The sequence below is a fragment of the Pedobacter sp. NO84 genome (genome assembly GCF_059703915.1).
This window is the reverse complement of sequence record NZ_AP046575.1, coordinates 767,200-780,953: the sequence shown is the minus strand read 5'-3', so window position 1 is coordinate 780,953 and position 13,754 is coordinate 767,200. Positions and strand designations below refer to the sequence as shown.

Genomic DNA, 13,754 nt, shown 5'->3' with positions numbered 1-13,754 from the left:
TTATATTAATTTAACCAACTATTCCCATCCTGGATTTTGTACAAGCACTCCCTGGCTTTTATAAATCTCGGTTCTTGGAATTGGATACAAGTTTTGTTTTTCTGTCCACGTTTTTTGAAAACCTGCTCCAAGTGTGATTACGTTATAGGTGAATGTTCCATTGGTATTTTTAATTACATCCATCCCTTTCATTGGTACTCCAATAGTAGTGGCACCAATTTTCCAACGCATAATATCATACCAGCGGTGATCTTCAAAAGCCAATTCGATTGCACGTTCGTGTCTAATTACGGTGCGCATTTCATCGGTAGTCATGTTATCTTTCAATCCATACCCGTAAATGCCAGCGCCTTTGGTAATTCCGGCTCTCGCACGAAGTGATACAAGGGCATTATAAACTGTAGCGTCTGGAGCGCTCAGAAACTCATTCTGTGCCTCTGCATAGTTCAATAAGATTTCGCCATAGCGGAAATAGATATAATTTAATAGCGTTGTGCTACCTCCTACGGTTCTATATACTTCTGGCCAATATTTTTTGCAATAATAACGCGTTGCCGTATAGGTGATGTTACCGGGGTTCCAATCTACACCGTAAGCAACAGGAGTAGCGGCGGTTGCCCACACTTCGATTTTACGTCCTTGCCAAGCCAGGTCGTTGTAGATAATATTGTTGTAAAAGCGGGGCTCTCTACCTACATAAGGTTTGGTAGGGTCGTAACCTGATGTTGGATCAGTAATGGCTTTACCATTTGCCATTTCGTACATATCCACATGGTTTTGAGTGGGATTCATTTGGCCCTGTGCCCCACCAGATCCTGGAGACATGGAGAAATCCTGCATCATTTCTCCTGCCAAAGGAGTATTTCCTTTAATCCTGATCATGATATACTCAGATGAACTGGCTACATTTAAAATATCACCATAAGTAGCTTGCAAAGCATAGGTTTGACGGGCAAGGCCAGCAGCACCTTTCATTACTTCTGCCGCAGCATCTGCAGCAGCTTTCCATTTAGTTTTGTCGTTTGTTGGATTATTGAGAGGGCTTGCAGCATATAATAAAACACGAGCTTTTAATGCTAAAGCTGCTCCGATTGTTGGGCGACCATAATTACCTGCGCCATATTCTGCATCGGTACCTAATTTTGTAATGGCGAGGTCTAGGTCTTTAAGAATAAATTCGGTTACTTCTGTAAAGCTATTGCGCGGAATATTGATATCAATATTGATTTTATCATAATCTATCCCTTCGTAAACCTTATCAATAATGGGCACACCTCCAAATCTTTTGGTTAATTCGAAGTATGACATGGCGCGCAAGAATCTCATTTCGCCTTCAACTCTCTTCGGATCGAAAATAGGCACGCTTGCCGGTGGAGCTGGTGGAACCGAAGGAAGCTTCTGTAGCATTTTGTTATGGATAGCAATGCCTTTATACATCAGCGTCCATATATTTCCGATGTCATTTAAAGATGCCTGGGTAGAGTGTTCGTGGTATAGCCCCCTATTTAATGAGGTAACCGTACCCTCCGAATTTCCAGAAACGGCTTCATCAGAAGCTTGGGCTACACAACCACGGTGATCGTTAAAACGCACATACTTGGTGATCACATAATTGTAGGCATTATCTGCGAATCTTGCCGCTTGGGCCGGATCTGCAAAGATTTCGTCTTCTGTAAGGGCTACACCTGGGGTTCTTTCCAGAAAGTCCTTACTACAAGAAACAAAACATAGTGTTAATAATAACACTGCTGTATATATTTTATAATTTTTCATAGTTCTAGAATTGAATATTTAAGCCAAAATTGTAAATCTTAGAAGTTGGATAAAGCGCTGTTAACGGGAATGCCTGGTTAACAACGTTTAAGTTTTCTGGATCTACGTACATTTTAAACTTGGTCCATGTGTAGAGATTCTGTCCCTGAAGATAAACCCTGATATTGCTTACTTTTACCGCTGATGACCATGACTTAGGTAAAGAGTAAGAAACTTCAACATTCCTTAATTTTAAATAAGCGGCATTCTGAAGTGTAAAATCGTTTAACGCATAATTCAGGGATGCTGTTCCTCTAGAGTGGATGGTTGGCCATGTTGCGGTAGATGCAGTGGCTGGTGTCCAAGAGTCTAACATAAACGGATACATTTGCTGGCCGTTGTTCTGCTCGCTCAAAATTACATTTGAACTTACGTGTGCTGCACCCTGGAACATAGCCGACATGCTAAATCCTCTGATGGTAATCCGTGGCGTAAAACTGTAGATGTATTCGGGATTTGGGGTATAACCGATAGAGGTTTGATCCAAAGTAGTAATCAATCCATCTCCATCCAGGTCTTTAAACTTCAGATCGCCGGGAACGGGCGAAAACCCTTGTTGTTTAACCGAAGCAGCGATATCTGCGGCAGAAGAATAAAAACCATCGCTCACATAGCCAATAAATTGTTGTACACTTTTACCCTTTCTAGCTTGGTAATCTGGCAATCCTTCAGGCTCATCATTTTCAATAATCTTATTCTTGGCGTAGCCTACTTGGGCATTCAGTCCAAGAATTAACTTTCCAACCTGTTTTTGATAATCCAGCTCGATTTCATAACCATGATTGTAAACTTCTCCTTTGTTTAGTAAAGGATAGGTATGGCCGTAAAGTTGTGAACCACTTAGAGAAGGCGTTAAAATATCCCTACGATTTTCGTTAAATACATCAACATTCAATTTTAATGCATCCTTAAATAAACGGGCTTCGAAACCAATGTTTCTTTTCGTACCTGTTTCCCAGGTTACCACCTCATTTCCTAATGCACTGTCTCCAATAAACAGCGTTGGAAAATTAGTAATCGATAAAGGGTTTCCGAATGGTGCAGTTGTATTGGCAGAATAAGTGGTTAAGTAAAGAAAACGATTATCAGAAATCCTATCGTTACCTACCAAACCATAACTTCCCCTTAACTTAAAGTAGCTTAAGAAATTATTTTTCTTCCAAAAAGATTCGTTGGTTAAGGTCCATGCGGCAGAAACTGAGGGGAAGAAACCATATCTTAATCCAGGAGCAAAGTTTTCTGAACCGTTATAGGTTCCATTTACCTCAACCCTATATTTTTCGTCGTAGGTATAAGAAGCACGGGCTGCAATACCTTGCGCAGCTCTTGGAGGAGCAGTAAAAGAAGTATTACCTGTTGTTTTGATTAGTTGACGGGTACCCAACAAGGTTGCACCAAAATTATGCTTGCTAAAATCACGGGTATACGTAAAACCCGATTGTATGTTCATGTTGGTACTTCCAGAGGTAATACCACCATCTTGTACTGCACCTAAAGGTTCGTCACGGTTACGTGTATCTGTTGAAAGGGTTACTGCGCCAGTTAGAGGGTTATAAACATAAGCTGCCCAGTTTGCGTTCCTTCGCTCAACATTGTTATAATATGAATCATAACCGAAATTAGTTTTAAATGCTAAGCCTTTTGTAACGAAATCCAACCTATAATCTACCACAAACGTACTTTCGATGGTATTAACATCATCATTTCGGGTTCCGAATCTGGTTAAAACTGCATAGGGATTCCAGATGTTTGTACCCACATTTGGGTTAGCGGTAATCCTGCCATCAGGTAATGTTACCGGATAGGCGTATGCTGGAACTTGTAGGATCCTAGAAATCATCCCTTCAATGGTATCATACGAAAATGCCGAACTTGATAGCAGTCCTGATGGTTGATAGCGTGTGGCAAAACGACCGCCCAATTTAACACCAACCGTTAAATCCTTATTTAAGGTTAGATCAACATTGGTACGGAAATTATAGCGGTTATAGTTTGGAACAGTGTTGATCCCATAAGGCGAGTCGAATTTTTTGAAAATACCATCTTGGAAATCATATCCTGCTGATACAAAATACTTCGCGATTTTGGTTCCACCTGTTATATTAATATTGTGGGTTGTTTGAGAATAGTACTTTCTGGTTAAGTAATCGAACCATTGCACATCAGGATAACCGATTGGATCAGAACCATCTGCAAATTTCTGGATCTCCGCCGCACTAAATGGAGCTGCCTTTCCATCATTAATATACGATTGGTTTAAAAGGGATGCGTTTTCAAAGGCTGGCAAACCAATGGCTAACCCCGTATAGGTTTGTGCGGCATAGTTACCCGTGTATCTCACCACAGGTTTCCCTACTTTACCCACCTTAGTCGTAATTACGATTACTCCATTTGCACCTTTCAACCCGTAAATTGCTGTGGCTGCTGCATCCTTTAAAATCGAAACCGTTTCAATTTCACTGGGATCAACATCGGCAAAACTTGGACGCTCAATACCATCTACCACCACAATTGCTGAAGAATTTGCACCATAAGTAGCCACACCACGAATTTTAAGTGTGGCGGCATCCGCTCCTGGCTGACCGCTGGTTTGTACTGCCTGTAAACCCGGTAACCTACCAATCAAACTGTTTGTTGGGTTAGGAGTAGGCGATTTCATGAGCTCTTCTGAACTAATCTGAGAGATCGCCGCAGTTAAGCTCGACTTTTTCTGAGCACCGTAACCCACTACGATTACTTCATCAAGTCCCCTAGTATCTTCTTCTAAAACAACCTGTAATGTTGCTCTACCTTCTAGCGCAACTTCTTTTGTTTTGTAGCCGATACTGGTAAAAACAAGGATCGCATCCTTATCTACATTTTTAAGTGTAAATCTGCCCTCAACATCAGTAGAGTAGGCATTTTGAGTACCCTTAACTTTTACTCCGATACCGGGGATGGGCTCGCCGCTAACATCTTTTACAACACCATTAACATCCAGAAATGAATTAGATAGCTTTTTGGTTCCAGAAGAATGTTTGTGGTCCAATAGCTCATTTTTTGATGTAATTAGATAATTTAGCTTATCACTGTTATTACTAGCATAAGCTGAAGCATTAATTTGCAGAAACAAACACCAGAGCAGTGCCATTGAAGTTTTCTGCAAAATTCTTTTGAATAGAATTTTCCTCATACAGTTTACAATTGGTTGGGTTATTAATTAACCAAAAAATTTGGTGAGGTAAATATAGATGAATAGTTTTTACAATTGCAAATAAAAAAATATCATAAAATGCTGATATTTAATACGTTATAAATAATTTGATACGCTTAATTCACAGTAGATAAAATTACTAATCGTCTGATATTTAATTAATTACATGAATTTACTAAAATCAACTAATACGCTTTAATCACATTCATATTTTTTTGATAAAAAGCGCATAACTTTTCAACATCTTCATTATTGATCTAAAAACTGTGTTTTTAGATAGTAAGAGCCTCAATAAAGCCATTATCAATGCAGAAAAATTTGCTTTTTTAGGGTGTAAATTTTGCAGTTTAACCACAGTTTTTAACTTGTTTCTTTTCCTATTTTGATTGTCATCCTTGTGAAAGTTGGATAATTCGGTAACAGAATTTCAGCAAGGGTTTGGGTAAGATTATGGGTGGGTATGCGTCGTGCTGTCCCCCGCTGTCCCAAAGGGACTCCTTTGGAGGAGGGGGGCGCGTTGGACATTGTGGGGGCAGGGGGAGGATTAGAATACTGTAAACTTATAATAGGACAAGGCAAATTCACATCCACCCCTTTGATTCCCCCGCCAGCGGGGGATACTGGGCGCTTATAGCGATGTCCAAAAAATCTAAATTAATGCTCCTTAAACACCCAAATCTGTTACCTAAATAGTAAACACATACAATCCTGAGCTTGTCGAAGGAAAGATTATTCAAACTACATGTTGCCCTTCGACAGGCTCAGGGTGACAGTACGGTGTTTTTATCATAAGAATAGCTAAGATGATAATCTGCGCATTTGTCGCAACAAAAAAAATCCAGCTGCATTTTGCAACTGGATTAGGGTTAATTTAAGATATAAGTCCTTATTTCACTTCCAAAAAGCGTTTGAATGCTTGAGAAAAGGTACCTACTGTATATTGGCCTGCTTCCTTCTTCACCAGATCGATTTCGATTTTACGGGTACCAGCAATCGAGCTATTCAGTACTTTAACATAGATCGTATCTACCATCGCTTTTGCTTGTGGAATAGTTCGGGTAAATAAGCCATTTATTGCCACTAGTGGGGTACCACTTTTATCAACAAAATTAAAATCTTGGCCCAGTACCGCTGGATTGGAAATTCCAGTGGTAACCAGGGTAAAATTATAATCGGCATTATAATCACGAACGTAAGCGGAGTGGAATTCTACGGGAAACTTTACCAAGGTAGTTTGGGTCCTGAGCACCGATTCTGTTGCTGTATTGTTCCACGGAATAAACCCCGCATAATAATAGTGCTCAAATTCCTCTAGTCCAGCGGGATAATCCCTGTCTTCGCATGAGGTAAATGTAGTTGAAAATAAGGCCAGTAGGCCTAAAAATATGGTTGTCTTTTTCATTTCGTTAATCAGTTTATAGGTATTTAATTAAAACCATCCTGGATTTTGTTTCACATTTCCATCACTTAAAGAAATCTCTTGTAATGGTATTGGGTATAAATAATCTCTTGCTGGATTAAATGTTCGAGTAGATGCAGCTTCAGTAATCAATACCTTATCCGAATTCAGTTTTAAGGCTGATTCGTTAGTACCCACCCATTCGCTTGCCACGAATTTACCACCTAATATATCTTTAGGAAGTACAGTTTCGGCTGTTTTCCAACGAATAAGATCACCATATCTAAAATATTCAAGTGATAGTTCTACTGTTCTTTCCCTACGGATCTCTTCACGCATGCTCAGGTTGTTTGCGGTTACGAACGCATTGGTTAATTTGGGAGCAAATCCTGCCCTCGTTCTCAATGCATTAACCGTTAGATTTAGATCTGCATCAGAAATTGTCCCAGCCAATTCAAATTTCGCTTCTGCCAAGATCAACAACACTTCGGCATACCTGATCATCACTTTCTGCACGGTGGCATTGCTATTGATTGCCCAATCTGCTGCATCAAAACCTTTTTTGCCGGCATAAGCTGTTCTCGAGCCCAAAGAAGTTTGGGGCACCCAAGGACGTTGGTATGAGGCTTCTCCTGATCTGTACACGAGCGTTGAAATACGAGGATCACGGTTGTCAAGTACAGTATTATAACTTGTTTCACTTCCCTCTGGAACAAATAATGCTGATCTTGTAGCAGTTGGCGTTTGATCCGAATTCCAGGCCGGAAGTCCATCTGTATATAAAAACTGCCTAATTAAGTTACGTGTTGGTGCAATTCTGCCATTTTCCAGGTCCCTAGAAGTATTATGGGTAAGCACGGTTAATGCATATAATTTTACAAAGATATTCTCCGAATTTGTGGTAGCATCACCCGCATGGGTAAACTCTCCCAAATAGTTAGGAAACAGCGTGTGGCCCTGTCCAATAACTAAGTTGGCTGCTGCAACAGCAATTGTTAAATGATCTTCCCAACCAGTTTGTCCATGGAATTTTGCCCGGGTACCTTCTTCTAATCCTACTCTCGCTTTTAGGGCCCAAGCGCTACTTTTGGTAACACGACCGTACTGTATGGCAGGTAAGGCTGCCCTCGTAGGTAACCAAGTTGCGGCAAAATCCAAATCATCATAAATTGCTTTTGCTACTGTTGCTCTTGGAGTTCTTCCCATTTTTAAATCAGGATCGCTTACAGAAAGTGTTTTAAGCACTAAGGGCACATCACCGAACTTCTCTATTAGTAAAGAATAGGCATAAGCTCTAAAAAAACGGGCTTCTCCAAAATATCTATTTCTTACGGCATCAGAAACTTTGGCTTTTACCCCTTTTTCTAAAATGTTGTTAGCCGTAAAAATCATTTCGTAAGGGCCGCTCCAATTTGCATCTGTGTTAGGTACACTTCGTGCGCCGGTACTGATGGTATTAATAGCCTGATTGGTATTGTCATCCGCACGGTTATCAGGTGCATATCCTCCAAGCACAATGTTGGTGGTGTTTATAGGGGTAGTCATTACCAATTCCTGATATAAGCGATTTGATGCGTTGACCAGATCAGTTTCTGTGTTCCAAAAATCAACATCAGAAAAATTGGTTTCGGGCACCCTATCCAGTTTTTCGCAACTTGAGGCAAGTATGGATATGGCAATTGCCGAAATCAGTATTATTTTATTTCTTTTCATAATAGTTCTAATTATAAAGTAACATTTAAACCAAATGCATACGCACGATAGAATGGATAGGTTTGAGAGTTTACCCCATTGGCAACCTCAGGATCGAAAACGCTCAATACTTTTGTGCTTTCCCATAAATCCTGCCCTGAGAAATAAACCCTGATGTTTTGTACGAATTTTTTCTTGATCGGAACGGTATAACCCAGTTGTAAGTTCTTTAAGCGGATATAACTTCCGTTTTGTGTCCATCTATCAGAAGGTTTGTAATTATGATCGCTAGTTTGGTACATCCTTGGGAAAAAAGCACCCGGGTTATCCGGTGTCCAACGATCCATATGAATGGTCCATGGCATATTCGCTGTTCCGAAAAACGGCGCTAAGGTTTCTGTTGCAATTAGGAATGATCTTTTTAGTGTTCCTTGAAAAGCAACAGAGAAATCAATTCCTTTCCAGCCCAATCCCATATCAAAACCATAGGAATATCTTGCACTCGTGTTGCCTAGATACACTAAATCTCCGGAATTTTCTGGAGTGCCGCCCCCAGCGCTAATCGTGCCATCACCGTTAAGATCAAGGTATTTGATATCACCTGCGGTATAGCCGGTAAAAAATGGATAGCTTACTTTTGTTTTGTAAGCGGTGGCTTCGGCCACAGACTGGAAAATCCCATCGGTTTTATAACCCCAAACACTGTTCAAAGGATATCCTTGTAAAGCGTTTACCACCCCACCGGTTCCTATAGAATTTTTACCTTCGTACTTGATCAGTTTATTTTGGTTATCAGAGAAATTTAATCCCACATTGTACTTTACACTTCCGATCTTATCTCTCCATTTCACCTCTGTTTCCCATCCCCAACTTTTTAACTCTCCAACATTGCTGCTCGATATACCTACACCGATAATGCTTGGCACATTTAAAGTAGCCAACATATTCTTGTTTCTATTATCATAAACCTCAAATGTGCCACTTAACCGTTCCCTTAAAAACCCGAAATCTAAACCAATATTTGATGATTGTACTGTTTCCCAGGTTTTATTGGCCGACGGAAGTGAGCTCTGATAAAAATAAGAGGTTTTCGCTCCATTAAATACTAGGTTATTTCCATTGTTAAGCAGAGCGATATAATCATATAGCCCTAATACAGATCCATTACCTACTTGGCCCCAAGAAGCACGAAGTTTTAGGTTTGAAATAAATTTAACGTTGTTCTTAAAGAAATCTTCCTCACTAATTCTCCATCCTGCCGAGAATGATGGAAATAATTGCCACCTATTTGATGGCGCCAAACGCGAACTTCCATCATAACGAACCGTGGCCTCAACTAAATATTTCTCGTCAAAATTATAGTTAAACCTACCGAATACCGAACTAAAGGCATAGGTTTCTACCGCGTCGCTATTTGTTCTGTTTAAGGGGTCTGAATAGTTTAAGCTGAAGGAATCATTGCTATACAACACCGTTGCACCTGCGCTAAACTGATCTTTTCTATATTGTTCAAAAGATCCACCGCCCAAAATCTTGAAATTATGTTTATTCAACTGATAATCATAATTGATCGTTCCTTGTAGATTATCATGATAGCCCCGATTCTTAGTTAAACTTATTCCGTTGGGTACATTTACCTGAAAACGTGGAGCTTCTGTATTACTTCTACCATACCAGAATAAGCTTCTACGATCTTGCTCATAGTTATAATTATCCTGGTTTCTCCATGCAACTGCATTAAAAGATAAACCTTTAACCAAATTCTTGATGGTAACATCGAGCTTCCCGGTAAAACTTTCGTAGGTAGATCTTGCCAGACCGGCATTTTTTTCGATATCAATAGGATTAATCTGTAAATCGCCATTAAAAGGCTGTCCGGTCACATCTTCGGCGGGAACATACACCGGTTGACGGGTACGCACCCGATATAATGCATTTACAATATCACCAGTTGAATAAGAGTTCTCATTTACAATCGATCCAATATAGCCCATTACAAGTCCAACACTTACATATTTATTTAATTCAGAATTAAGATTTAACTTGATGTTATATCTTGAATTATCGTCGGGGCCATAACGTAGCACCCCATCCCTCTGGGTAAATCCACCAGAAATTAAATAGTTCAATTCTTTTGAGCCTCCTCCTAGGGAGAGCGAATAATTTTGGGCATTATTTACCTTATCCAATCCTTCTTTAACCCAATTGGCATTATCAAAATATTCCCAACGGTTGGCTGTTAAGTTGGGGCGATAGTCGAAATTCGGGTTTCTGATCCATTGCTCCATTTCCGTATTGTACTCTTTTGCGCCCGTAGCGTTCAAACGGGATTCATCAATCAAGGTTTGCTCGTCCCAAGAATTTAGGCGCTCTGGTTGTCGGGCCGTTACATCCACACTATAATAAGAGTTAAAGCTTACGCGTGTTTTTCCTGATGTACTTCTTTTTGTTGTAACTAAAACCACCCCTCCTGCCGCTCTTGCGCCATAAATTGCTGAGGCCGCTGCATCTTTCAAAAAGGAAATGCTCTCCACATCATCTTGATTGATCAAATTCAAATCCATTTCAATCCCATCAACCAATATTAATGCGTCAGATCCATTGATAGAATTTGTCCCACGTATGCGTATAGCATAATTTTCAGCACCTGGTTTTCCATTGTTACGGGTAATTACTACACCAGATACCTTTCCCTGGAGTGAGGCGGTAACGTTTGGCACAGGCTTGTTCATCAGCTCTTCTCCACTGATCTGGGATACTGCTCCCGTTAAATTTACCTTCTTTTGTGTACCATACCCTACTACAACCACCTCTCCTAAACCCTGCGAATCTTCGGCCATCGTAATTTGTAAAGTTGTACGACCGTTCAAGGCAACTTCTTGTGTTTTATACCCGATACTCGTGAAAACTAAAGTTGCCTCCCTGTCTACATTTTTTAGCAGAAATCTGCCTTCATTATCAGTTACGAAAGTGTTGGTTGTGCCCTTGATTTTGATGCCAACTCCTGGCAGGGGCGCCCCATTTACATCTTTTACAGTGCCTGAAACATCTAAAATGATTGTTGATCTTAAATGATCAGTAATTGTGCTAATGTTACTGGCGTAACACTTTTGCGCACTAAATTGCAGAAAACAGCACCATAACAGTGCAATTAATAATTTCCACAAAATTCGTTTGAATAGAATTTTCCTCATACAGATAAAATTTGGTTAGTTATAATCCAAAATATTTGGTGAGGTAAATATATTAGTATTACTACCTATATATCAAGAGCAAAAAAAGTATAAAATACTGATACATAAATAGTTATAAACATTTTGATACGTTATATTCTCAATTCATCTATTTTATAAGTAACTGATTATCTGATAACTTAACAAATTCAGTAAAAAACTATTTAATACGGTTCAATCGCAGAAAAAAAACAGCGTTTTATTCGAAAAAAAATGCGGAAACGTTTGCGTAAAGCTTTAGAAGAGGGTTTGGACGATATGCCGTTTTAAGGATTCATGTTCATAGTTCATGGATTATAGTTCATCCTAAGCATGAACAGTCAAGAATAAGGATTTTAAGTTGGTGATTAGTGTCTACACATCCAAGCCATGAACCATGAACTATCAACCATTAACAAAAAGCTATTTATCCAGCACTAATTTACTCCATCCTGATTTTCCAACCCCTTTCAGGTCTTTTTTCCGCTCTTCCATTACCTTTTTAATCTTAGTAGCGTAGGTCCAACAGGTACTTTGTCTGATCCCTAATTTTTCTGAAAGTTTATGCGAAGAGATAGCGCCTTTATGGTTGTACATGAGGTAAACCAAATAAAAAGCTTTATTAATGGGGATTCTATTGTTTTCGAAAATCGTATGGTACAATACCGATTCTTCGTAGGCACATTTTGTACAGCGTCTGTTAAATGGAACCTTACCGTTGCAATAACTGGCATTTCCGCATTTAATACAGGCGTAACCCTGCTCCCACTTCATATCCGCTAAAAATTTGTAGCAGGAATCACGATCAGGATACTTTAAGCTAAACTCATCAAAATCTAGCTCTGTGGCATTAACACGCGCATCGGTAACTTTTTCTATGTTTGTTTTTAGGGTAATGTTATCCTTCTCTAAAAGAATATTCATTCGTGAAATTTCTTCGGCCTGTTGTTCTAGTAGAAAGTTTTTAGATAAAAGCTCATCATTTTGGTTCTCGATGGTTATGTTTTTCTGCTGTAATTCTTTCGATTTCTGTTGTACTTCTTGGGTACGTTCTTCCACTTTAATCTCCAGGTCTTTATTGATGCTATCCTTCAGCTCTGCGTTAACCTGCATTTGCTTAATAATCTGTTTTCTGGCATTTTCTTTCTTCCGTTTTAAAATCCTAACCTGATCCCCTATCGCGAATGATAAAAACAACATTTCCAACAAGAAACCAAAGCTTAAGCTGTAATATCCTACCACATTTCCAATAAAATAACGAGACCAGCCTAAAATATGAACGATTTTAATGATGAAGGCTAAATAGAGAAAAAAGTAACCAAGTACAAAGAAACGGGCGGGCCCATATTGCTTTTTCCACCAAATGTAAATGCCGGCAAAAAAACAGACCGAAAGCGGCAAGAACTCTATAAATTTATACTTAAACCAATCTGGGTTGTAAAATAAACACACCAGAAAGAATGCCAATCGTGCTATTAATAAAGCATTGATCACTTTATTAATATTGGGGGCCTTTAATTTAACGTGGAGTAGTTCTTTTGTAAAAATCAATCCGAAACTGCTTAAGAAAAACAGTGCAACGCCATAAGCATATTCATTAAATACAGGGTGATTAGGCCACAAATATTGAAATGCAATACCATCGGTAGACATTTCATACATACCAACGCTCAAGATATAAAGGATATAGAAAAGATATTGCCTTCGCTTTACAGCAATAAACATCAACAGGTTATGAAAACTGAAGATGACAATCATCCCATAAAAGAACCCAAAGGTGATGTACTCTGATAACGCATAGGCGATAAACCGATCAACCGTTCTATAAACGATAATTACATTTACCCTATCTTTAGAGTGCACTCTAAAATAAAAGTCATGATCCCCTTTTTTGGTGCTATTAATTAAAAATTCGAAGTTTTTATGTTGGTATAAGCGATCGGTAAAATTAAGATCCGCCCCGGTCTTACTTTCTATGTAACCTCCTTTCCCATCCGGCATATAAGCTTGGATATGATCCGTGATCTGGTCAAAAAATTCGATTACTGATGATTTACTTAGATCTTCGGTAAACCTCACTCTGAGCCGATACCAATAAGTAGCTGAACGATTGTAATTCTTAGGATAGAAATCTATATTCTGTACAAATTTATGAGCATAGGCCGCACTACTAATCTGTTCAAACGTGAGCTTATTACTGGTATCTTCTAAGCAGATAATTTCCTTATTAACAAATATATGTTCGGCAAGCTTTGGATCAATAACAACAACTTTTTGGGCATAAAGCGAAGTAAAGCCAGATAAAAGAAGTAAAAAAAAGAATAGATAGCTGCTTTTCTTCAGCGCTTTGAACCAATAAGCTGTAGGATTAGTTATATTTAAAAGCGTTATCATTTCAATATACTAGAACAATGTTGATTTAATTATTTGGGAAGCTAATATATCA

6 protein-coding genes are annotated in these 13,754 nt (G+C 39.1%); all 6 read right to left on the bottom strand.

Going from position 1 to position 13,754, the window contains the following annotated elements:
• Positions 1-18: 18 nt before the first annotated feature.
• Positions 19-1,773 carry a RagB/SusD family nutrient uptake outer membrane protein gene (locus AC6H0V_RS03510; RefSeq protein ID WP_497562325.1) on the bottom strand — a complete coding sequence of 585 codons (1,755 nt, stop codon included), beginning with the start codon at positions 1,771-1,773 and terminating at the stop codon, positions 19-21.
• A 4-nt stretch (positions 1,774-1,777) separates the two neighbouring features.
• Complete coding sequence (locus AC6H0V_RS03505; RefSeq protein WP_497562324.1) at positions 1,778-4,984, bottom strand: SusC/RagA family TonB-linked outer membrane protein; 3,207 nt, start codon at positions 4,982-4,984, stop codon at positions 1,778-1,780.
• Between the two features lie 907 nt (positions 4,985-5,891).
• On the bottom strand, positions 5,892-6,407 hold the full coding sequence (locus AC6H0V_RS03500; protein ID WP_497562323.1) for a hypothetical protein: 516 nt from the start codon (positions 6,405-6,407) through the stop codon (positions 5,892-5,894).
• A 27-nt stretch (positions 6,408-6,434) separates the two neighbouring features.
• Positions 6,435-8,117 carry a RagB/SusD family nutrient uptake outer membrane protein gene (locus AC6H0V_RS03495; protein ID WP_497562322.1) on the bottom strand — a complete coding sequence of 561 codons (1,683 nt, stop codon included), beginning with the start codon at positions 8,115-8,117 and terminating at the stop codon, positions 6,435-6,437.
• A gap of 11 nt (positions 8,118-8,128) precedes the next feature.
• Entirely contained in the window at positions 8,129-11,290 is a 3,162-nt protein-coding gene (locus tag AC6H0V_RS03490) for a SusC/RagA family TonB-linked outer membrane protein (RefSeq protein ID WP_497562321.1), read from the bottom strand.
• A 441-nt stretch (positions 11,291-11,731) separates the two neighbouring features.
• Positions 11,732-13,702: a 7TM diverse intracellular signaling domain-containing protein gene (locus AC6H0V_RS03485; RefSeq protein ID WP_497562320.1), complete on the bottom strand. Its 1,971-nt coding sequence runs from the start codon at positions 13,700-13,702 to the stop codon at positions 11,732-11,734.
• Positions 13,703-13,754 lie beyond the last annotated feature (52 nt).